Genomic DNA, 20,218 nt, shown 5'->3' on the forward strand with positions numbered 1-20,218 from the left:
CGCCTCCGCGATTTTTCTCGAAAATCGCCAAGAAAAATACGGGTTCCAAATATTTAGATGAAATTGCAATGTGTTGGCGGGACGCGATTTCTCGCGGTGCATCAGGCTTTCGGCGGGTAGCTGTGTTCGCCGCCGCGAAAATCGGTGACCGTGTAGCAGCCGCCACCGTCGGCCGCGATCGTCGCGGCACTGATGACCGCTTTGCCGTGACCACCTGGAATGTCGAGGATATAGGTCGGCTGGCAAAGGCCGGAGACCCGGCCGCGCAGGGCTGAGACCAGCGCCTGGCCTTCCTCGATCGACAGACGGAAATGGCTCGTGCCCGGCGCCAGATCCGGGTGATGCAGGTAGTAGGGCTTGATCCGCGTTTCGACGAAGGCGCGCATCAGGCTAGCCAATACCTCCGCGTCGTCGTTGACGCCCCTCAAGAGCACCGACTGGCTGACCATCACGATGCCGGCATCGATCAGTCGTGCCGAGGCGGCGCGCGCCTCTTCAGTCAGCTCGCGCGGGTGGTTGGCATGCAGCGCCACATAGGTGGCCTTGCCGCTGGCTTTCAGTGCCGCGATCAGGTCGGCGTCGATGCGCGACGGCTCGACAACCGGCACGCGGGTGTGGAAGCGGACGATCTTCACATGCGGGATCGATTTCAGCCGTTCCATGAGCTCGGTGAGCCGCCGCGGTGACAGCACCAGGGGATCGCCGCCGGTGAGGATCACCTCCCAGATCTCCTCGTGTTCGGAGATATAGGCGATCGCCGCATCGAGTTCGGCCGGCGTCAACGTGCCCAGACCCTGCGGCCCGACCATCTCGCGGCGGAAGCAGAAGCGGCAATAGACCGGGCAAACATGCACGGCCTTCAACAGCACTCGATCCGGATAGCGATGGACGATGCCGGCGACAGGACTGTGCGGCTTATCGCCGATCGGGTCTTCGCGCTCTTCGGGAAGCAGCGTCAGTTCGGCGGCATCGGGCACGAACTGCCGGGCGATCGGATCATCGGGATCGCTGGGGTCGATGAGACCGGCGATGACAGGGCTGATCGCAACCGCATAACGCTCGGCGACCGCGGCAACCGCGGCCTCATTGCTGCCGTCGACGAGACCTGCCTCAACGAGCTCTCGCGCAGTCTTGATCGGGCGATGCACGTTCACGGCTGCGTCTCCGCCACCGGTGCCCAGAGCACCTGGTCGACACGCGACGCACCGGTTGCAAGCATCACCAGCCGGTCGAATCCAAGCGCAATGCCGCTCGCTTCGGGCATGATCGCGAGTGCTGCCAGGAAATCCTCGTCGAGCGGGTAGGTCTCGCCATAGACGCGCGCCTTTTCCGCCATCTCCATCTCGAAGCGCCGGCGTTGTTCCGCTGCGTCGGTGAGCTCGCCAAAGGCATTGGCGAGCTCGACGCCGCAGGCATAGAGCTCGAAGCGCTCGGCGACGCGCCGGTCGCGCGCGGCCGGTCGCGCCAGCGCCGCTTCGGCCGTCGGGTATTCGTCGAGGATCGTCGCGCGGCCAAAACCGAGATGCGGCTCGACCTTTTCCACGAGCACGCGGCTGAAAAGATCCGCCCAGGTGTCGTCGGAGGCGACCCGAAGTCCGGCTGCGGTCATAGCCGCAGCGAGCCCGTCACGATCGGTGTCGCCGTTCGGAGCGATCGTGGCCAATAGGTTGATGCCGGCAAAGCGCGCGAAGGCGTCCGCGACACCAAGCCGTTCCGGCTCGGCGAAGGGATCACAGGTGCGGCCCTGGAAGGTGAAGTGACTGGTGCCGGTTGTCTCTGCGGCGAGCGTCAGGATCTCGGCACAGTCGCCCATCAGCGCCTCGTAGCTTTCGCCGGCGCGGTACCATTCGAGCATGGTGAATTCAGGGTGATGCAGCGGCCCGCGCTCGCGGTTGCGGTAGACATGGGCGAAGCACGCGATGCGCTGTTCTCCGGCGGCAAGCAGCTTCTTGCAGGCGAACTCCGGCGAGGTGTGCAAATAGAGCGGATGGCTCGATCCGTCGTGATGGAGAGCCTCTGTCGCGAAGGCGTGCAGATGCGCCTCGTTGCCGGGCGAGACCTGCAGCGTCGCCGTATCAACCTCGATGAAATCGCGTGTCTCGAAGAACCGGCGCAACGCCGATTGGATCCGGTTGCGGCCGAGAAGAAACGGCCGCCGGTCGGCATGGACATCGGGTGTCCACCAGGGTGAGGCATGCGACATGATCGGTTCAGTCCAGGCTTTCTTCGTGCAGACAGCGGCTCAGGCTGGCTATTTGCACGAAATTAGGGTAGTTGCGGCGCGAAATCCTTCTTTCCGCGTCCTTCAGGGCCAGTGTTTCCGGCCCGCGGTGTCGCGCATACCTCTGTTACAAGGAAGACTAATGGTCAAGGTCATCGCTTCATCTGTCCGTAAGGGCAACGTTCTCGACGTCGACGGCAAGCTCTATGTCGTGCTTACCGCCCAGAACTTCCACCCGGGCAAGGGCACGCCGGTCACCCAGGTCGACATGCGCCGCATTTCCGACGGTGTGAAGGTCTCCGAGCGCTACCGCACGACCGAGCAGGTCGAGCGCGCCTTCGTCGAAGACCGCGAGCACACCTTCCTTTATGAAGATGCCGAAGGCTTCCACTTCATGAACCCGGAAAGCTACGACCAGCTGGTCATGAGCACCGACGATATCGGTGATCTGAAGGCTTACCTGCAGGAAGGCATGGCCTGCATTCTTTCGGTGCACGAAGGCCTGGCGATCGCCATCGACCTGCCGCGCCACGTGACGCTCGAAATCACCGAGACCGAGCCGGTCGTCAAGGGCCAGACGGCATCGTCGTCCTACAAGCCGGCGGTTCTCTCGAACGGCGTGCGCACGCTGGTTCCGCCGCACATCCAGGCCGGCACCCGCGTCGTCATCGCGACGGAAGACGGTTCCTACGTCGAGCGCGCCAAGGACTGAGGCTAACGCCGAATAACAGTTGAGCGGGGACGGTGGCGAAGGCTGCCGTCCCCGTTTTCGTTCCGGGAAGAGCTTGATGAGCAACCAGAAATTTAAGGGGAGCATTTCGAAAAACGGGTGCTAGGATGCCGGCGCTAATACGACGGTTGTCTCAAGAGGGTCTGCATGTTCCCATTGTCGCATATGATGAAGTCGTTCATTCGCAAAGGCCGCCTGACGGTGATCGATGCCGACGGCAAGCGCCACGTTTTTTCCGGAACGCCCGGACCGGAAGTGACGATGCGGCTGACCGACAAGAAGCTCTACCGCAGCCTCGTCTTCAACGCCGAACTCGCCGCCGGCGAAGCCTATATGGACGGCACCATGCGCTTCGAGGAGGGCTCGACGCTCAGGGACTTCCTGACGCTTTTCTCGATCAACCGGCTGTCGCTCGGGTCATATCCGATCCAGAAACTTCTGCGGGCGGTGAAGATGCGGTTCCGCAAGCGGCAGCAGGCCAATCCCAAGGGAAAGGCGCAGCAGAACGTCGCGCATCACTACGATCTCGGCAACGAATTCTACAAGCTGTTCCTCGACGAGAACATGCTCTACTCCTGCGCCTATTTCCGCGAGCCCAACGAGACGCTGGAAAAGGCGCAGCGCAACAAGCTGAGGCTGCTCGCCTCCAAGCTCTGCCTGGAACCCGGCATGAAGGTGCTCGATATCGGCTGCGGCTGGGGCGATCTCGCGATGTATCTTGCCGAGCTCGCGGATGTGCAGGTGCTCGGCGTGACGCTTTCGAAGGAACAGCAGGCGCTCGCCACCGAACGGGCGCGGAAGGCAGGTTTAGGGGACCGGGTGCGTTTCGAGCTTAAGGATTACCGCGATGTCCAGGGGCCGTTCGACCGCATCGTTTCGGTCGGCATGTTCGAACATGTCGGCGTGCATCACTATGACGAGTTCTTCAAGAAGCTGAACGCGCTGATGCCGGATGACGGCCTCGCGGTGCTGCATTCGATCGGCCATATGAGCCCCCCCGGCATGGCGAGCTCCTGGCTTCGGAAATACATCTTCCCCGGCGCCTATTCGCCGGCGCTGTCGGAGGTCTTCGAGGTGGTCGAGCGCAACAGTCTCTGGGTCACGGATCTAGAATTCTTGCGGGTGCACTACGCCACGACGCTCGCCCATTGGGGTGCGCGCTTCGAGGCCAACCGCGACAAAGTGATCGGGCTCTATGACGAGCGCTTCGCCCGCATGTGGGAGTTCTATCTGATCAGCGCCGAGATGATGTTCCGCACCGGCAGCCAGCTCGTCTTTCACATGCAGCTGTCACGCTCGCGCGATGCGGCCCCGATCGTGCGCGATTACATCACCGATCGTCAGCGCGACTTCATGGCCCGCGAACAGGCGCTCGCCCTCAACCTTTGAACGGGTGATCGCCGTCGCCGTTCCAGCGCAACCGCTTGTAGTCGAAGCCGAACTCGAGCGTCGGCTTGACGATGGCGAAGAAGGGCGAGAGGTCGAAATCCCTAGGCGTATAGAGCGAGTGGTGCCGGATGTGCAGGATCTCCTCGCGCGAATAGGTCGAGGTAGCCGCCGCCCGTCCGGGTGCGCGGGTCACTTCCGGCAGAATCGGATAGCGGATCTGCTCGAAGGCGGCTGCGATCAGCGTCGAGCAGATCGCCCGCGTCGGATCGCCGGAGCCGAAGGCAAGCAGGCGCCGCCGCCAGCGCACCGGCACCGGCGGGGTCGGCATGAAATAGCGCAGCATGTCGAGGATGTTCTTCAGGTCATACTTCATCCCGAGCCGCGAGATCATGAAGCCGACGAGCGCCGTGCGGTCATCCGGCGTCAGTGCGATCGGCCGGCAGATGCGCGTGTTGAACGACGCGTATTTCTTCAGCGGCACCGCAACACAGCCCTCGCCGATATTGACCTCGATGAGTTGCGGTCGCTCGATGACCGGCAGCGTCGCCTGATCGAGCGTCAACGGCATCTGGTCGCCGGCAAAGAACGCGGCGTGTGACCAGGTCGATTGCGTCAGATACTTGATCGCCGCCGAAACCCTCTGGTTGCCCTCGATCAGGAGAACGTCGCCCGGGCGCAGCGTGCGCGCGAGCGTTTCCTGATCGGAAGGGGTGTAGGGCTCGTAGCCGGATGTCTGCGCTTGCAGCCGCGCGGCAAGCCTGGCGCCGAGCCGATCCAGAAACGTGTCCTTGCTTTCGGAAAGCGGATAGATGGTCCTCATCGAGGCGATCGCTCCGGGAATGAAGGGGATTCGCGAGAGCCTTCATCGTGGCTGAGCCGCGACACTCTGTCGAGAGATTGTCGCATGATTGCATGGCTTTGGCCTTGACGGTGCCGTCTCGGCTTTCTAAATTTAGAATTATTCTAAAGAAGGTTTTCTCCCAATGTTTTCGCGCCTCTTCGCCCGTTCCAAACGTCCCTTTCTTTCCTTAAGCGAGCAGGAAATCCTGGCGCTCGCGATCTCGTCCGAAGAGGATGACGGGCGCATCTATCTCGCCTATGCCGATGCGCTCCGGCAGCAATATCCCCACTCGGCAAAAGTGTTCGAGGAGATGGCGGAGGAAGAAAGCCATCACAGGCAGTGGTTGATCGATCTGCACGTTCAGCGCTTCGGCAGCCGCATTCCCCTTATCCGGCGCGAATACGTGCGCGACTTCCCCGAGCGCAAGCCCGACTGGCTGATTGCCGAAATGCCGATCGAAAAGGCGCGCGAGGAAGCCGAAGCGATGGAGGAAGCGGCGCACCGTTTCTATGTCGAGGCCGCGGCGAGAACCCAGGATGCCGCCACCCGCAAGCTGCTCGGCGATCTCGCGATCGCGGAAAAATCGCATGAATCGCTCGCCCGGCGGCTTGGCGAAGAGCACACGCCCGAAGACGTGCGCGCCGAAGAGGACCAGACGTCGCGCCGTCAGTTCATCCTCACTTACGTACAGCCCGGCCTTGCCGGCCTGATGGATGGTTCGGTTTCGACGCTGGCGCCGATCTTTGCCGCCGCCTTCGCGACCCAGGATACCTGGCAGACCTTCCTCGTTGGTCTGTCGGCCTCCGTCGGCGCCGGCATCTCCATGGGCTTCACCGAGGCGGCCCACGACGACGGCAAGCTCTCTGGGCGCGGTTCACCGATCAAGCGTGGCCTTGCTTCCGGCATCATGACCGCACTCGGCGGCCTCGGCCACGCGCTCCCCTATCTGATCCCGCATTTCTGGACGGCGACCGCCACAGCGGCGGTGATCGTCTTCTTCGAACTCTGGGCGATCGCCTTCATCCAGAACCGCTACATGGAAACACCTTTCCTGCGGGCGGCATTCCAGGTGGTGCTCGGCGGTGGCCTTGTGCTCGCGGCAGGCATCCTGATCGGCAACGCGTGACGGGTGAGCGGCAAATACGAAAAAGGGCCGGTCTGACCGGCCCTTTTTGAAACTCTCTACTTTGCTTTGGATCAGTTGCCGACCGAGCCGACGACGACTTCGGCACCGTTCTGGATGGTGACCCAGCGGCCGCTGTGGTTCGCGGCCTGGCGCTTCAGGTAGCGGTAGGGCGTGTTGGTCCAGAGCCTTACGCCGTTTTCGAGATTGTCGAGAATGAAGTCGCCCTGCGTCGTGCGGACGGTCAGCACCGCATGGCCTTCGCCATCGGGCTTGCGAACGACGGTGATCAGCAGATCGCTCGCCGGGAAGCCCTTGCTCATCAGGCGCTTGCGCTTCTCAAGCACGAAGTCCTCGCAGTCGCCGGCGTTGTCGGGATAGGACCAGACCTCGTCCCTGCCGTGCAGTTCCAGGTCGGTGACCGGCGTGATCTCGCGATTGACCGCAGCATTCACCTGCCGGATGGCGGCCCAGCCGCGTTCGGTCACGCGCGGAGCAACCGTTCCCTTGGAGCGTACATTGCATTCGCTCTTGTACTTCTGGCAGAATTCATAGTGGCCGATCGGCTGCGACGTCGCCGAGCCGGTCTGCATCCATGGAGAAGAACCTGCCTGTGCAGGAATTGCCGTGTTTGCTGAAATGAAAAGTGCGCAGAACGCCGCGATACTTCCCTTAACTCCAGTCCAAGACGCCATACAAGTCCCCTGCAACGCGGTATGCCGGGCTCTTCCTGTCCGGACGTATTCGCGCAATCCTGAGTTGAAGGCAGCTTCTTTAGGTTCGTCCCCGTCGCTGCTCTAATCGTTAATAAAGAGTTAATAGCGTCGGCGCGGCAGAGTCAATCGCCGGAATCGGGACATCGGATTTTATGGTTAAAAGCGGGGCCGCGCGCGCGAAAACCCTTGCATCGTGGGCAGTCCACGGCACAGGGCGGTTTTTGGACAGTATACGGCGGAAGGGGCGGGACGTTCTCCCGCCCGGGCTCAGGCGAGCATCGTGCCGATGGCCTGTTTCATTTTAGCGATATCTTCGTCACGCGAAAGGCGATGGTCGCCATCGCGGATGAGCGTCATGACGACATCGTCGGAGGGCAGGTGCTCCATCAGCCGCAGCGCATGAGTATAAGGAACGTCGGGGTCGCGCATGCCTTGCAGGATGTGCACCGGGCAGCCAGTGGTGATCGTGCCCTCAAGCACCCGGTTCACGCGCCCGTCTTCGATGAGGGCGCGGGTGAAGATGTTCGGCTCTGCGCTGTACTCGGAGGGTTCCTCGAAAAAGCCGCGTTCGGCAAGCGAGGTTTTCTCCGCTTCGGTGAGGTTGGGTTCGATCAGTTCGGCGGTGAAATCCGGCGCCGGCGCAATCAGCACCAGGCCGGCGACGCGCGATCCGTCGCCACGCCGCCTGAGTTCCTGGATAACCCGCAGCGCAATCCAGCAGCCCATCGACGAGCCGATCAGGACGATGCGCCCAGGTGCTGCCTGATCAATGACCGCAAGGCTCTCCTCGAGCCAGCGCGAGATCGTGCCATCGGTGAAGGCGCCGCCGGAGGCGCCGTGGCCGGAATAGTCGAAGCGCACACAGGCCGCACCCCGTTCCATGGCATAGCGCTCGACCTCGACCGCCTTGGTGCCGGTCATGTCCGAACGGTAGCCGCCGAGCCAGACGAGCGTCGGCTGTCCTGATGGCTTCTCCGGGTGGCGCACGCGCATCGCGATCCTGCGCTCAGCCGCAGACGCACCGACGTCGATGAAGCTGATTTCCGTCTCGGCTGGCGTATCCTGCATGCAATTTCTCTCCAAAGGCCGGTTTCGCTGGCGATTTTCTTTCTAAAACAGATTCGTCTCCGTATCGACAGGTGATGATTTTCCTTGCGAGCCGTGCTATTGACTCTCGCGTCGCAATTCACACATTGCCGTCGGTGACAGATTCAGGCGCTTCGTTTGGGATCGCGCCGGCGATTGAATTAAACAACATTTCGGAAACAGCTCGAGGAGAGTACGACCATTCGCAGACCGTTCAAAACGGACGCCCCCGTCAAGGAGGGACCGCGCTCAAACAAGGAAATCCGGGTACCCCGGGTTCAGCTTATCGATGCCGAAGGCCAGAATATCGGTGCCGTCCCGATCGACCAGGCGCTCCGCATGGCGGAAGAGGCCGGTCTTGATCTGGTAGAGATCGCACCGAACTCTGAACCGCCGGTGTGCAAGATTCTGGATCTTGGCAAGCTGAAATACGCCAACCAGAAGAAGGCGGCCGAAGCGCGCAAGAAGCAGAAGATCGTCGAAATCAAAGAAATCAAGATGCGCCCGAACATCGACACGCATGACTATGACGTGAAGATGAAGGCGATGAACCGGTTCTTCGAGGACGGCGACAAGGTCAAGGTCACGCTGAAGTTCCGTGGCCGCGAAATGGCCCACCAGGAACTGGGCATGAAGCTTCTGCTCCAGGTCAAGGACGATACCCAGGCGATCGCCAAGGTGGAGGCCGAGCCGAAGCTCGAAGGCCGCCAGATGATGATGGTTCTGGCGCCGCGCTAAGCCGCCGCCTCCGTCAATCGCAAGACCAAATTGATGAAAGCCGCCTTCCGGGCGGCTTTTTTCTTCGGGGCCGGCGGCGGCCGCCGCCGACCGCGCGATCCCGCCTAGGAGCATGCGCTGACAAACGTGCTAGAGATGTATCGGGCAACGATGGGGAAGCGTTCGGCCACCGCTTGCAGCGCCATCTTCGATTCCCCAGTTGCGCTTTTCGGCATGTGCGGTTATAAGCCCCCGTCCGAACGGTCCGGCAGGGCATGCCGTGGCCGTTCTTAACGCTGGAAATGGACCTCGTCTGTCCGTTTCGCATTCTTAAGAACAATGGAGTAGCAAAATGCCCAAGATGAAGACGAAATCGTCTGCCAAGAAGCGGTTCAAGATCACCGCCACCGGCAAGGTTCGTGCAGCGGCTGCTGGTAAGCGCCACGGCATGATCAAGCGTACCAATAAGTTCATCCGCGACGCGCGTGGAACCATGGTTCTCGCCGAGCCCGATGGCAAGAAGGTCATCAAGAACTACCTGCCGAACGGTCTCTAAGACTTTCAGGCATATTGGACACGTTAAGGAGATCATGACATGGCACGTGTAAAACGCGGCGTTACCGCTCACGCCAAGCACAAGAAGACGCTCAAGGCAGCCAAGGGCTTCTACGGCCGTCGCAAGAACACCATCCGCGCCGCCAAGGCAGCGGTTGACCGTTCGAAGCAGTACGCTTACCGCGACCGCAAGGTCAACAAGCGCAACTTCCGCGCTCTCTGGATTCAGCGCATCAACGCTGCCGTCCGCGAATTCGGCCTGACCTATGGCCGCTTCATCGACGGCCTGAACAAGGCTGGCATCGAAGTCGACCGCAAGGTTCTGTCCGACATGGCGATCCATGAGCCGGCAGCATTCGGCGCCCTCGTCGAAGCTTCCAAGAAGGCGCTTGCCTACCTCAAGGAAGCCGGCACGGTAAACGAGTTTGAAAGCGCTGTCCGTTAAGCCAGCGTTTTCCCAAAACCGTACTTAAAATTCGTTGGGAAACCCGCGCTGGCAGGGCTAGCGCGGGTTTTTCTTATTTCGCGAGATGAACGTGCGAGACGATCGAAAGGAACTGCCCCGGTTCCGCCTTCCGACGACGCTTCGGCCGGGCCTCCGGCTTCGTCGTCCCTGCGTCTTTGCACTGGCGTTCTTTGCGACCGCGGCGCGATCACATTCCTGAAGACTTGAGCCGATATAGAACCGAACCCATTCCCGCATCGAGGCAGGACAGAATGAGCGAACTGGAAACACTGGAACGGATACTGCTGGCGGACATCGATGCCGCAGGCGATGAGGGATCGATCGAGGCCGTGCGCGTCAATGCGCTCGGCAAGAAGGGCTCGATCTCCGAGCTCCTGAAGACGCTGGGCACCATGACGCCGGAAGAGCGCCAGACCCGCGGTGCGCAGATCAACGCGCTGAAGACGACGGTCGCAGACGCGATCGCCGCCCGCAAGTCGGCGCTGAAGGATCAGGCTATCGCCGAGCGCCTGGCACGTGAGACGGTCGACATCAGCCTGCCGGTCCGCTCCTCGCCCGCCGAGCGCGGCCGCATTCATCCGATCAGCCAGATCGTCGACGAGATCACCGCGATCTTCGGCGACATGGGTTTCTCGATTGCCGAAGGTCCTGATATCGAGACCGACTACTACAACTTCACGGCGCTGAATTTCCCGGAGGGTCATCCGGCCCGCGAGATGCACGACACCTTCTTCTTCAATCCGGATGAGAAGGGCGACCGCAAGGTGCTGCGCACGCATACCTCGCCGGTACAGATACGCACAATGGAGGCGCAGCAGCCGCCGATCCGCATCATCATCCCCGGCAAGACCTACCGCCAGGATTCCGACGCCACCCACTCGCCGATGTTCCACCAGGTCGAAGGCCTGGTGATCGACAAGGCGGCGAATGTCGCCAACATGCGCTGGGTGCTGGAAGAGTTCTGCAAGGCCTTCTTCGAGGTCGACCAGGTGACGATGCGCTTCCGTCCGTCCTTCTTCCCCTTCACCGAGCCGTCCTTCGAGGTCGATATCCAGTGCGACCGCTCCGGTCCGATCGTGAAGTTCGGCGAAGGCACCGACTGGATGGAAATCCTCGGCTGCGGCATGGTGCACCCGAACGTCCTGCGCTCGGGCGGGCTCGATCCGGACGAGTACCAGGGTTTTGCCTGGGGCATGGGCCTCGACCGCATCGCCATGCTGAAATACGGCATGCCTGACCTGCGTGACTTCTTCAATGCCGACGTCCGCTGGATGACCCATTACGGCTTCCGCCCGCTCGACATGCCGACGCTGTTCGGCGGTCTCTCGGCCTGATCGCGCAGCTGATATCGGAGCATTTCCAGGAAAGCGAAGCGGTTTTCCGTCCGGAAATGCGAAAAACAAAGGGATAGAGCGTTTCTGCGCTTCGATTTAAGCCGGAAATGCTCGAGGACACAGGTGAAATCATGAAATTCACGCTTTCCTGGCTCAAGGACCACCTTGAAACCGACGCTTCACTGGAAGAGATCTGCGCCCGCCTGACGATGATCGGGCTCGAGGTCGAGGACGTCGACGACAAGGCCGCCTTCAAGCCCTTCGTCATCGCCAAGGTCGTTTCGGCCGAGCAGCATCCGAATGCCGACAAGCTCCGCGTGCTGATGGTCGACACCGGCTCGGGCGCTCCGATCCAGGTCGTCTGCGGCGCGCCGAATGCGCGCGCCGGCCTCGTCGGCGCCTTTGCCGCCCCCGGCACCTATGTACCCGGCATCGACGTGACGCTTGCCGTCGGCACCATCCGCGGCGTCGAAAGCCGCGGCATGATGTGCTCGGAAAAGGAACTGCAGATCTCCGACGATCACAACGGCATCATCGATCTGCCTGATGATGCGCCCGTCGGCACCAGCTATGCCGCCTATGCCGGTCTCGACGATCCGATGATCGAGATCAATCTCACGCCGAACCGACCGGACTGCACCAGCGTCTACGGCATTGCCCGCGATCTCGCCGCCTCCGGCCTCGGCACGCTGAAGGCACGGAAGGCGCCATCCTTCGCGATCGAAGGCGAAACGCCGGTGAAGCTCGCGCTCGATCTCGGCGAAGATAAGCATCTCTGCCCGGGCTTCTCGCTGCGCCTGGTGCGCGGCGTCAAGAACGGTCCGTCGCCGAAGTGGATGCAGCAGCGGCTGCTGGCGATCGGCCTTCGCCCGATCAATGCTTTGGTCGACATCACCAACTACATGACCTTCGACCAGGGCCGGCCGATGCACGTCTTCGACGCCGCGAAGGTCAAGGGCAACTTGACGGTCCGCCGCGCCAGGGAGGGCGAGACGGTGCTGGCGCTCGACCAGCGCGAATACAAGCTCGGCCCCAACAACGTCGTCATCTCCGACGAAAAGGCGATCGAATCGATCGGCGGCGTCATGGGCGGCGAGCATTCCGGTTGCGACGCGAACACCACGGACGTGCTGATCGAATCGGCGCTCTGGGATCCGATGAACATCGCCAAGACCGGCCGCACGCTCGGCATCATCACCGATGCCCGCTACCGTTTCGAGCGTGGCGTCGATCCGGAATACATGGTGCCCGGCCTCGAGCGCACCACCGAGCTGGTGCTCGAACTCTGCGGCGGCAAGCCGGCCAAAGCGGAAGTGGTCGGCTATGCCGGCTATCAGCCGAAGATCGTCGATTTCCCGGTTTCCGAGGTGAAGCGCCTGACCGGCCTCGAGGTTTCCTCGGAAGAAAGCGTCTCGATCCTGAAGAAGCTCGGCTTCGGTGTTGAGGGCTCGGGCGAACGCTTCAAGGTTTCGGTTCCGTCCTGGCGGCCGGATGTCGACGGCAAGGCCGATCTTGTCGAAGAGGTCATGCGCATCCACGGCGTCGACAACATCGTTGCCGCACCGTTGCCGAGCCATGGCACGGTCAACGGCAAGATCCTGACGACGCTGCAGATCCGCACCCGCCTTGCCAAGCGCACGCTCGCAAGCCGCGGTATGCTGGAAGCCGTCACCTGGTCCTTCATTTCTGAAGATCAGGCCAGGCTCTTCGGCGGCGGCGCGCCGGCGCTCAAGCTCGCCAATCCGATTGCCTCGGATATGTCGGACATGCGCCCGTCGCTTCTGCCGGGCCTTTTGACGGCGGCGCAACGCAACGCCGACAAGGGTTTTGGCGACGTCGCGATCTTCGAGGTCTCCGGCACCTATGAAGGCGATACGCCGGACGCCCAGCGCCGCGTTGCCGGCGGCATTCGCCGCGGCACGGCCTCGCTGAACGGCGCCGGCCGCCTGTGGTCGAATGCTGCCAAGGGCGGCGGCAAGCCGGTTGACGTCTTCGATGCCAAGGCCGACGCCATTGCCGTGCTCGAAGCCTGCGGCGTGCCGATGGGCAACGTCCAGTTCGAGCCGGGCGGTCCCGCCTGGTATCATCCGGGCCGCTCCGGCACGATCAAGCTCGGCCCGAAGATCGTTCTCGGCACCTTCGGCGAGTTCCATCCGAAGACGCTGGAAGCGCTCGATGTCTCCGGCGCGCTCTGCGGCTTCGAGATCTATGTCGACGCCATGCCCGAACCGAAGAAGAAGGCAACCCGCACCAAGCCGGCGCTCGATCTCTCGCCGTTCCAGGCGGTCAAGCGCGACTTCGCCTTCGTCGTCGACAAGACGGTGGAAGCCGGCGCCATCCTGCGCGCCGCCTCGGGCGCCGATCGCAAGCTGGTCACCGGTGTCAGCGTCTTCGACGTGTTCGAAGGTGCGTCGCTCGGCGAAGGCAAGAAGTCGATCGCCATCGAAGTCACCATCCAGCCGGTCGAGCGCACGCTGACCGACGAGGACTTCGAGGCGCTGACCGCCAAGATCGTTGCCAATGTGACGAAGACGACGGGCGGCGTTCTGCGCGCCTGATCCGAACCGACACGGCAGATATCGAAAGGGCCGCTGCACTGCAGCGGCCTTTTTTGTTGGAACTCAACCGATGTGCTGCATCAGTTCGATGCGGTTGCCGAAAGGATCGTTGACATAACATCGGCGGTAACCCGCAAGTGGCTCGTCCTTGGCGATCGTTACGCCGGCCGCTTCAAGCCGCAGCGTCAGGCGGTCGAGATCGTCGACGAGAAAGGCCGGGTGAGCCTTGCGTGCCGGCCTGAAGTCTTGGTCGATGCCGAGATGCAGGCGGACGCTGCCCTGTTCGAACCAGCAGCCGCCACGCGCGAGAAGATTGGCCGGCTTGCTCACCTCCGAGAGGCCGAGGAGACCGCTATAGAAGCCGCGTGCCGCCGGCTCGGCACCCGCCGGCATGGCAAGCTGGATATGGTCGATGCCGATGAGCCTGCCCGTCGGCTCGGGTTTCGCAGGGGTTGCCATCATCACGCGTGCTGATGGAAGACCTTGTTGACGATAACCCAACGCCCGTCGATCTTCACCAGCGACAGATGATCGGAATAGCGTTCGCCGGCGAAACTGTCGACCACCCTCACGGTTGCAGTGTCACCGGTTATATCGATCTTCTGCACGTCCATCTCCGGCTGGGTTCCAGGGGGGGCTGCACCCGTCTCGATGATCGTCTTGATGAAGCCGTCGCGCGTCGTCCATTCGAGCGCGCCCTTGTAGTTGCCGATAATCGCCGCATCGGGGTGAAACGCCTTGCGCAGCGCGCCCTCGTTGGCAAAGGCCATGCCGTCGACATAGAGGTGCACCACCGCGCTAATCGCCTGCTCGTCGGACATTCCCGCTCCTCCGGATTTGTTGCCGTTGGTTGAGAGGTAGTGCATCCGGCGTGAATTTCGATGGGAAATCTCCCCGCCATCTGCGGAAGGCGGGGAGAAATGGAGCATTTCCAGGAAAAGTGCGAAGCGGTTTTCCGTCAGGAAATGCGGTGAAATCACAGAGATAGAGCGTTTCCAAGACTCCGTTTCTCCTGGAAACGCTCGAGGTCAACGGTTGGTGAGCGCCAGCGAGGCGTCCGTGTAGCGATTGCCGGCGACAAGTGCCGGCGACAGCGCTTCGGCGAGGCGGCTGGATTCCTCGGCACTGAGCGTGATGCCTGCCGCGGCCGCATTCTGCTCCAGATGGTCGAGCTTGCGGGCGCCCGGGATCGGCACGATGAAATCACCCTGGTTGACGACCCAGGCGAGCGCGAGTTGAGCCGCGGTCACACTCTTCTCCTCAGCCAGCGCTTGAAGCGTTTCGACCAGCCGCACATTGGCGTCGAAATTCTCCGCCTGGAAACGCGGCAGCGAGCGCCGGAAATCGTCGGCTTCCAGATCATCGGCCTTGCGCAGCGCGCCGGTCAGCATGCCGCGCCCGAGCGGGCTGTAGGGCACGAAGCCGATGCCGAGTTCGCGGCAGGTGGCGAGCACGTCCGCTTCCGGGTCACGCGACCACAGCGAATACTCGCTCTGCACGGCGGCGATCGGATGAACCTTGTGGGCCCGACGGATGGTGGCGGCACTCGCTTCGGAAAGGCCGAGCGCCCGCACCTTGCCCTCGCGCACCAATTCGGCCATGGCGCCGACGGTATCCTCGATCGGAACCTCCGGGTCGACACGATGCTGGTAATAGAGATCGATGACATCGGTTCCGAGCCGCTTGAGCGAGGCTTCGGCCACCGCCTTCGCGTGCTCCGGCCGTCCGTCGACGCCCTTGATTGCCTGGGCTGCCGGCACCCCGGCTTCGATGCGGAAGCCGAATTTGGTGGCGATCGTCACCTTGTCGCGCATGGGACCGAGCGCCTTGCCGAGCAGCTTCTCGTTTTCGAACGGACCATAGACTTCGGCCGTGTCGAAGAAGGTGATGCCGAGGTCGACGGCGCGGTGGAGCGTTCGGATCGATTCCGCCTCGTCTGTTGCGCCATAGGCGAAGCTCATGCCCATGCATCCGAGGCCGATGGTGGAGACGGTAAGGTCATCCCCGAGTTTGCGGGTCTTCATGTCGTTTCCTTTGTCTGGCTGCCACGCGTCGGAACGAACGCGCTGGGAGGGCGCGTCTATCATCCGAGGCATGAATTGGTGGCTGGACACCGCCGACGCGCCTGAATGGCGGGCGACGGTTCCTCGTTGCCATCGCAGACGAGCTCCTCGCTTCGTCCAGACGTTGGCGACGATTGAAGAATAGGGCCATGCGGAGCGGCTGAAAATCACTGTCAATTCTCACGGGCTGTTCTATTATTTCGATCAATGAACAGAACGCAGCTCTCTCAACTCGCGGTATTGGCCGCCGTCGCCGCCCATGGCAGTTTTCGCGGGGCCGCCCGAGAACTCGGTGTGGCACCGTCGGCCGTCAGCCACGCCGTCGGCAGCCTCGAGGCGAGCCTCGGTATTCGCCTGCTGGCACGCACCACGCGCAGCGTCGCGCCGACCGAGGAGGGGCGCCGGCTGCTGGAAAGGCTGGCGCCGGCGCTGGAAGAGATCGCCCATGCGCTGGAAGCGGCCGCCGACGCCCGCGAGCGTCCCGCCGGCAATCTGCGCATCACGGCGCCGCGGTTTGCAGCAGATCTGATCCTCGCGCCAAGGCTTGGGACCTTCCTGAACCTCTATCCGGAGATCGTCCTGGAGATCGCCAATGAGGACGGCTTCACCGATATTGTCGAGGAAGGCTTCGACGCTGGCATCAGGCTCGGTGAAAGCCTGGAAGCCGATATGATCGCCGTCAAAGTTGGGCCTGAGCTGGAAAGCGCCGTTGTCGCATCGCCCGACTACTTCGAGCGCCACGGCCGGCCGCAGCATCCGCGCGACCTGGCTGTACATCGCTGCATCCGGCGGCGCTTCTCCAACGGCACGCTTTATCGCTGGGAGTTCGAGAAGGGCGGTGAGGAGTTGACGGTATCGGTCGAGGGCCCGCTGATCCTCGGCGAGGACCGGCCGATCATCAAGGCGGCAATGGGTGGGGCGGGTCTCGCCTATCTCTTCCTGTCTCGTGTCGAGACTGCGATCGCCGAGGGACAGCTGGAGCGCGTTATGGCGGACTGGTGCGCACCCTATGCCGGCCCCTATCTTTATTATCCAAGCCGCAGGCAGATGCGGCCGGCACTGCGCGCCTTCATCGATTTCTTCCGGCACAGCAGATAGCCGCGATGTGGAATTGGGTGGCGCCGTTGGGCCGGATTTGGAATGTCATTGATCTCGCACTCCGTTTGTTCGGATGAGAAAGGAAAGCGATGAAGAAGCCCGGTTCGATGAAGGGACTTGAAGATCTCGGCCGGGTGCGGTTGTCCCGAAACTTCTTCTTTCGCGAGTTCCTGCATTCGGAGATCGCCGATTTCTATCGCATTCCGAACATTCCTGACGATCCGGATCTCGCGATCGAGGCGGGACGGCGTCTCTGCGAGGAATTGCTGGAACCGCTGGAGGCCACCTTCGGCCGCCTCGTCATCCGCTCAGGCTACCGCAACCGCGCTGTCAACGGCTTCGGCAATGCCAATGGTCTCAACTGCTCGACCAACGCCGCCTCTGCCGCCGATCATATATGGGATATGCGCGACGCCGACGGGTGCATCGGTGCCAGCGCCTGCATCGTCATCCCCTGGGTCTGGGATCGCCGCGGCGATATCGGCGGCTGGCAGTCGATCGCCTGGTGGATCCACGACCATCTGCCCTATGCCTCGCTCTGCTTTTTCCCGAAGCTATGGGCTTTCAACATCCAGTGGCACGAACGGCCGGCGCGTCGGATCTCGAGTTTTATCCAGCCGCGCGGGCTGCTGACGAAGGCCGGCATGGCAAACCAGGCCGGCAGCCATGCGGAGGCCTATGCCGGATTTCCTGGCTTGAGGAACGTGCCGAAATTGACCTTGTAGCGCACGTGCTCGTCGGTCCCGGAGTAGCGGTCGTAGAGCCGCCGCGCCGTGGCATTGTCGGCCTCGGTGTACCAGTAGAGCCGGTCCCAGCCCTTCTCCTGACAATGCGCGATGAGATCGTCGATCATCGCCCGTGCCACGCCCTGACCGCGTGCGGCGGGGTCGACATAGAGATCCTCGATGTAGCAAATCGGTTGCCGGAAGAAGGTGGCGAGCTGTTCCTGGCAGATGGCGAAGCCGACCGCCTTTCCGTCGAGGATCGCCAAGCGCGCGAAAAGCGGTGCCGAGGGTTCGGTCAGCCTCTTCCAGGTGAGGTCGATGATGTCCTCGGCGAGATCGGTGCCGGAAAAGGCGACATAGCCGGCCCACAGGCGGCGCCAGTCCGCTTCGTCGCCGGCTGTCGCAGCGCGTATCGTCAATGCCATCGTGTTGGTTCAGCTCCCGTCATTCACCCACATCGTTGAGCTTTCGGATCGCTTCATCCGACAACTCCAGTGCGGCAGAACGAATGAGGCTCTGCAATTGCGCGAGGCTGGTGGCGCTGGCGATCGGCGCCGTAATACCCTTGCGTGACCGGATCCAGGCGAGCGCGATTTCCGCCTGGGTCGCCCCGGTGTCGGCCGCGATGTCGTCGAGCACGCCGAGGATGCGCATGCCGCGCCCGTCGAGATATTTCTCGACACCGCTGCCGCGTGCCGAGCCTTCGAGGTCCTTGTGCGTCCGGTACTTTCCAGAGAGGAACCCGCGCGCCAGCCCGAAATAGCTGATGACGCCGATCTCTTCTGAAACGCAGAGATCGCGCAGCGGCCCTTCGAACGCGTCGCGGTCGTAGAGATTGTATTCCGGCTGCAGCACCTGATAGCGCGGCAGGCCCTGGTTTGCGGATACGTCGAGCGCTTCGCGCAGTTGCAGCGAGTTCAGGTTGGAGGCGCCGATGGCCCGGACCTTGCCCTCGGTCAGCAACTGGTCGTAGGCCGCCAGCGTCTCCTCGTAGGGCGTTTCCGGATCGGGCCAATGGGAGAGATAGAGATCGATATGGTCGGTCTGCAGCCGTTTCAGTGAATCCTCGACCGCCTGCATGATCCAGCGGCGCGAAAGTCCCTTGCGGTCGGGCCCGAGTTCGGAGCCGACCTTGGTGACGATGACGGACTTGTCGCGCGACCGGCCCGACTGTTTCAGCCATTTGCCGATGATCGTTTCGGATTCGCCGCCCTGATTGCCCGGCGCCCAGGAGGAGTAGACATCAGCGGTATCGATGGCGTTGAATCCGGCATCGAAAAAGGCATCGAGCAGCGCAAAGGAGGTCTTTTCGTCGGCGGTCCAGCCGAAGACATTGCCGCCGAAGACAAGGGGCGCAATTGTCAGGTCGGTACGGCCAAGTCTCAGTTTTTCCATGGTTTCGCTCCATTGGACTGGATGAAAGCATATCGCGATCGGGAGGATTGCGAAGGGAAAGATAGGGCAGAAAAGCTGACATTGTCACCCGTCTGCCGGATTTTTCTGCGAAACGGGAATCTCGGCCGGAACGGTATCAATCGCTTGATAGGTACGTACCTCGGCGCTAGTCTCGGCCGCAAAATCAGGGAGCTTCACCATGTTACGTTTCGGAATTCTGTCCACGGCCCGGATCGGCCGCGACCTCGTCGTGCCGGCCATTCAGGATGCGGAAAACTGCGTCGTCTCGGCCGTTGCCAGCCGCGACTTCGCAAAAGCCCGGGCGATGGCCGATCGCTTCTCCGCACCGCATGCCTTCGGTTCCTACGAGGAGATGCTGGCGTCCGACGTGATCGATGCGGTCTATATTCCGCTGCCGACGGCGCAGCACGTGGAATGGTCGATCAAGGCGGCCGACGCCGGAAAACACGTGCTGTGCGAGAAGCCGATTGCGCTGCGGGCCTCCGAGATCGATACGCTGATTGCCGCCCGCGACCGCAACGGCGTCGTGATCGCCGAAGCCTTCATGGTCACCTACAGCCCCGTCTGGCGCAAGGTGCGCTCGCTGCTGGCCGAAGGCGCGATCGGCCGGCTGCGTCACGTCCAGGGTGCCTTCACCTATTTCAACCGCGACCCCAACAACATGCGCAACATCCCGGCGCTCGGCGGCGGCGGCCTGCCGGATATCGGCGTCTACCCGACGATCACCACCCGCTTCGTCACGGCCAAGGAGCCGGTGCGGGTGCAGGCAAGCACCGATCGTGATCCGGAATTCGGCACGGACATCTATTCGAGCGTGCGGGCAGACTTCGGCGATTTCGAGCTGAGCTTCTATATCTCCACCCAGCTCGCCGCCCGCCAGGTCATGGTCTTCCATGGCGACAAGGGCTTCATCGAGGTGAAGTCGCCTTTCAACGCGGACCGTTACGGCCGCGAGGAGGTGGAACTGACGAACCAGAACCACGCCCAGTCCCAGCTTTTCCGCTTCCAGGATGCCCGCCAGTACAAGCTTCAGGCGGAAGCCTTCTCGCGCGCCGCCAAGGGCGAGGACGAGGAAGTGGTGACGCTCGAGAATTCGCGCCTCAATCAGAAATTCATCGATGCGATCTATCGCGCCAGCGCCAAGGATGGCTGGGAGACCATCTGAGCCGATCGAAGAAGA

At 62.3% G+C, this 20,218-nt stretch carries 21 protein-coding genes; 11 read left to right on the top strand and 10 right to left on the bottom strand.

Annotated elements, in window-relative coordinates:
• Positions 1–101 precede the first annotated feature (101 nt).
• Complete coding sequence (locus V7S54_RS24565; RefSeq protein ID WP_065372101.1) at positions 102–1,154, bottom strand: lysine-2,3-aminomutase-like protein; 1,053 nt, start codon at positions 1,152–1,154, stop codon at positions 102–104.
• Positions 1,151–2,203, bottom strand: coding sequence for an EF-P lysine aminoacylase EpmA (epmA, locus tag V7S54_RS24570; RefSeq protein ID WP_065372102.1), 1,053 nt, complete (start codon positions 2,201–2,203; stop codon positions 1,151–1,153). The genes V7S54_RS24565 and epmA overlap by 4 nt, the downstream gene beginning before the upstream one ends.
• Before the next feature lie 160 nt (positions 2,204–2,363).
• Here epmA and efp point away from each other — a divergent pair, with 160 nt between their 5' ends.
• Positions 2,364–2,933, top strand: coding sequence for an elongation factor P (gene efp / locus V7S54_RS24575; protein ID WP_057247863.1), 570 nt, complete (start codon positions 2,364–2,366; stop codon positions 2,931–2,933).
• A 165-nt stretch (positions 2,934–3,098) separates the two neighbouring features.
• Positions 3,099–4,340 (top strand): SAM-dependent methyltransferase, encoded by a 1,242-nt coding sequence (locus tag V7S54_RS24580; RefSeq protein WP_057247864.1) that lies wholly within the window; start codon positions 3,099–3,101, stop codon positions 4,338–4,340.
• Here the strand turns inward: V7S54_RS24580 and V7S54_RS24585 are convergent.
• Positions 4,330–5,160 carry a lipo-like protein gene (locus tag V7S54_RS24585; RefSeq protein ID WP_065372103.1) on the bottom strand — a complete coding sequence of 277 codons (831 nt, stop codon included), beginning with the start codon at positions 5,158–5,160 and terminating at the stop codon, positions 4,330–4,332. The two genes, V7S54_RS24580 and V7S54_RS24585, sit on opposite strands and share 11 nt — an antisense overlap.
• A 163-nt stretch (positions 5,161–5,323) precedes the next feature.
• On the opposite strand from V7S54_RS24585, the gene mbfA reads away from it, so the two are divergent.
• Positions 5,324–6,307: an iron exporter MbfA gene (gene mbfA / locus V7S54_RS24590; protein WP_065372104.1), complete on the top strand. Its 984-nt coding sequence runs from the start codon at positions 5,324–5,326 to the stop codon at positions 6,305–6,307.
• Between the two features lie 71 nt (positions 6,308–6,378).
• Here mbfA and V7S54_RS24595 read toward each other — a convergent pair whose 3' ends face one another.
• Together V7S54_RS24595 and V7S54_RS24600 are read right to left on the bottom strand one after the other, a co-directional pair.
• The gene (locus V7S54_RS24595; RefSeq protein WP_065372105.1) at positions 6,379–6,999 is read right to left on the bottom strand and encodes a transglutaminase-like cysteine peptidase; all 621 of its coding nucleotides are present in this window, start codon (positions 6,997–6,999) and stop codon (positions 6,379–6,381) included.
• Positions 7,000–7,287: 288 nt separating this feature from the next.
• The gene (locus V7S54_RS24600; protein WP_336408974.1) at positions 7,288–8,088 is read right to left on the bottom strand and encodes an alpha/beta hydrolase; all 801 of its coding nucleotides are present in this window, start codon (positions 8,086–8,088) and stop codon (positions 7,288–7,290) included.
• A 219-nt stretch (positions 8,089–8,307) separates the two neighbouring features.
• Between V7S54_RS24600 and infC the strand changes: the two genes are divergently transcribed.
• From infC to pheT, 5 genes are all read left to right on the top strand, one after another.
• The gene (infC, locus tag V7S54_RS24605; RefSeq protein WP_057247869.1) at positions 8,308–8,844 is read left to right on the top strand and encodes a translation initiation factor IF-3; all 537 of its coding nucleotides are present in this window, start codon (positions 8,308–8,310) and stop codon (positions 8,842–8,844) included.
• Positions 8,845–9,175: 331 nt separating this feature from the next.
• A complete protein-coding gene (gene rpmI / locus V7S54_RS24610; RefSeq protein ID WP_065372108.1) occupies positions 9,176–9,379 on the top strand; it encodes a 50S ribosomal protein L35 in 204 nt (67 codons plus the stop codon).
• 39 nt (positions 9,380–9,418) lie between these two features.
• The gene (rplT, locus tag V7S54_RS24615; RefSeq protein WP_065372109.1) at positions 9,419–9,823 is read left to right on the top strand and encodes a 50S ribosomal protein L20; all 405 of its coding nucleotides are present in this window, start codon (positions 9,419–9,421) and stop codon (positions 9,821–9,823) included.
• A 272-nt stretch (positions 9,824–10,095) separates the two neighbouring features.
• On the top strand, positions 10,096–11,178 hold the full coding sequence (gene pheS / locus V7S54_RS24620) for a phenylalanine--tRNA ligase subunit alpha (protein WP_057247870.1): 1,083 nt from the start codon (positions 10,096–10,098) through the stop codon (positions 11,176–11,178).
• Positions 11,179–11,309: 131 nt separating this feature from the next.
• The gene (gene pheT, locus V7S54_RS24625) at positions 11,310–13,736 is read left to right on the top strand and encodes a phenylalanine--tRNA ligase subunit beta (protein WP_065372429.1); all 2,427 of its coding nucleotides are present in this window, start codon (positions 11,310–11,312) and stop codon (positions 13,734–13,736) included.
• 63 nt (positions 13,737–13,799) lie between these two features.
• Here the strand turns inward: pheT and V7S54_RS24630 are convergent, their stop codons facing one another.
• From V7S54_RS24630 to V7S54_RS24640, 3 genes are all read right to left on the bottom strand, one after another.
• A complete protein-coding gene (locus V7S54_RS24630) occupies positions 13,800–14,195 on the bottom strand; it encodes a VOC family protein (protein WP_065372430.1) in 396 nt (131 codons plus the stop codon).
• 2 nt (positions 14,196–14,197) lie between these two features.
• On the bottom strand, positions 14,198–14,557 hold the full coding sequence (locus V7S54_RS24635) for a nuclear transport factor 2 family protein (protein WP_057247873.1): 360 nt from the start codon (positions 14,555–14,557) through the stop codon (positions 14,198–14,200).
• A 207-nt stretch (positions 14,558–14,764) separates the two neighbouring features.
• Entirely contained in the window at positions 14,765–15,760 is a 996-nt protein-coding gene (locus V7S54_RS24640) for an aldo/keto reductase (RefSeq protein WP_065372110.1), read from the bottom strand.
• Between the two features lie 246 nt (positions 15,761–16,006).
• Between V7S54_RS24640 and V7S54_RS24645 the strand changes: the two genes are divergently transcribed.
• Positions 16,007–16,897, top strand: a complete 891-nt coding sequence (locus V7S54_RS24645; RefSeq protein ID WP_065372111.1) for a LysR family transcriptional regulator — start codon at positions 16,007–16,009, stop codon at positions 16,895–16,897.
• Between the two features lie 89 nt (positions 16,898–16,986).
• Positions 16,987–17,622: a hypothetical protein gene (locus tag V7S54_RS24650; protein WP_065372112.1), complete on the top strand. Its 636-nt coding sequence runs from the start codon at positions 16,987–16,989 to the stop codon at positions 17,620–17,622.
• Here V7S54_RS24650 and V7S54_RS24655 read toward each other — a convergent pair.
• Positions 17,574–18,047, bottom strand: a complete 474-nt coding sequence (locus tag V7S54_RS24655; protein ID WP_065372113.1) for a GNAT family N-acetyltransferase — start codon at positions 18,045–18,047, stop codon at positions 17,574–17,576. The two genes, V7S54_RS24650 and V7S54_RS24655, sit on opposite strands and share 49 nt — an antisense overlap.
• A 19-nt stretch (positions 18,048–18,066) precedes the next feature.
• Positions 18,067–19,017, bottom strand: a complete 951-nt coding sequence (locus tag V7S54_RS24660; RefSeq protein WP_065372114.1) for an aldo/keto reductase — start codon at positions 19,015–19,017, stop codon at positions 18,067–18,069.
• 199 nt (positions 19,018–19,216) lie between these two features.
• Here V7S54_RS24660 and V7S54_RS24665 point away from each other — a divergent pair, with 199 nt between their 5' ends.
• Entirely contained in the window at positions 19,217–20,203 is a 987-nt protein-coding gene (locus V7S54_RS24665; RefSeq protein WP_065372115.1) for a Gfo/Idh/MocA family protein, read from the top strand.
• Positions 20,204–20,218 lie beyond the last annotated feature (15 nt).

This window comes from Ensifer sp. CCNWLY38, from assembly GCF_037120565.1.
Lineage (GTDB): Bacteria > Pseudomonadota > Alphaproteobacteria > Rhizobiales > Rhizobiaceae > Ensifer > Ensifer adhaerens_H.

What these genes read in the sequence shown, in the direction of transcription:
- pheT (WP_065372429.1), top strand. Translation starts at nt 11,310, where the DNA reads ATGAAATTCACGCTTTCCTGGCTCAAGGACCACCTTGAAACCGACGCT.
- V7S54_RS24665 (WP_065372115.1), top strand. Translation starts at nt 19,217, where the DNA reads ATGTTACGTTTCGGAATTCTGTCCACGGCCCGGATCGGCCGCGACCTC.
- V7S54_RS24640 (WP_065372110.1), bottom strand. Translation starts at nt 15,760, where the DNA reads ATGAAGACCCGCAAACTCGGGGATGACCTTACCGTCTCCACCATCGGC.
- V7S54_RS24580 (WP_057247864.1), top strand. Translation starts at nt 3,099, where the DNA reads ATGTTCCCATTGTCGCATATGATGAAGTCGTTCATTCGCAAAGGCCGC.
- V7S54_RS24630 (WP_065372430.1), bottom strand. Translation starts at nt 14,195, where the DNA reads ATGGCAACCCCTGCGAAACCCGAGCCGACGGGCAGGCTCATCGGCATC.
- V7S54_RS24650 (WP_065372112.1), top strand. Translation starts at nt 16,987, where the DNA reads ATGAAGAAGCCCGGTTCGATGAAGGGACTTGAAGATCTCGGCCGGGTG.
- epmA (WP_065372102.1), bottom strand. Translation starts at nt 2,203, where the DNA reads ATGTCGCATGCCTCACCCTGGTGGACACCCGATGTCCATGCCGACCGG.
- rpmI (WP_065372108.1), top strand. Translation starts at nt 9,176, where the DNA reads ATGCCCAAGATGAAGACGAAATCGTCTGCCAAGAAGCGGTTCAAGATC.
- V7S54_RS24600 (WP_336408974.1), bottom strand. Translation starts at nt 8,088, where the DNA reads ATGCAGGATACGCCAGCCGAGACGGAAATCAGCTTCATCGACGTCGGT.
- efp (WP_057247863.1), top strand. Translation starts at nt 2,364, where the DNA reads ATGGTCAAGGTCATCGCTTCATCTGTCCGTAAGGGCAACGTTCTCGAC.
- V7S54_RS24655 (WP_065372113.1), bottom strand. Translation starts at nt 18,047, where the DNA reads ATGGCATTGACGATACGCGCTGCGACAGCCGGCGACGAAGCGGACTGG.
- mbfA (WP_065372104.1), top strand. Translation starts at nt 5,324, where the DNA reads ATGTTTTCGCGCCTCTTCGCCCGTTCCAAACGTCCCTTTCTTTCCTTA.
- V7S54_RS24595 (WP_065372105.1), bottom strand. Translation starts at nt 6,999, where the DNA reads ATGGCGTCTTGGACTGGAGTTAAGGGAAGTATCGCGGCGTTCTGCGCA.
- V7S54_RS24660 (WP_065372114.1), bottom strand. Translation starts at nt 19,017, where the DNA reads ATGGAAAAACTGAGACTTGGCCGTACCGACCTGACAATTGCGCCCCTT.
- rplT (WP_065372109.1), top strand. Translation starts at nt 9,419, where the DNA reads ATGGCACGTGTAAAACGCGGCGTTACCGCTCACGCCAAGCACAAGAAG.
- V7S54_RS24585 (WP_065372103.1), bottom strand. Translation starts at nt 5,160, where the DNA reads ATGAGGACCATCTATCCGCTTTCCGAAAGCAAGGACACGTTTCTGGAT.
- V7S54_RS24645 (WP_065372111.1), top strand. Translation starts at nt 16,007, where the DNA reads ATGAACAGAACGCAGCTCTCTCAACTCGCGGTATTGGCCGCCGTCGCC.
- pheS (WP_057247870.1), top strand. Translation starts at nt 10,096, where the DNA reads ATGAGCGAACTGGAAACACTGGAACGGATACTGCTGGCGGACATCGAT.
- V7S54_RS24635 (WP_057247873.1), bottom strand. Translation starts at nt 14,557, where the DNA reads ATGTCCGACGAGCAGGCGATTAGCGCGGTGGTGCACCTCTATGTCGAC.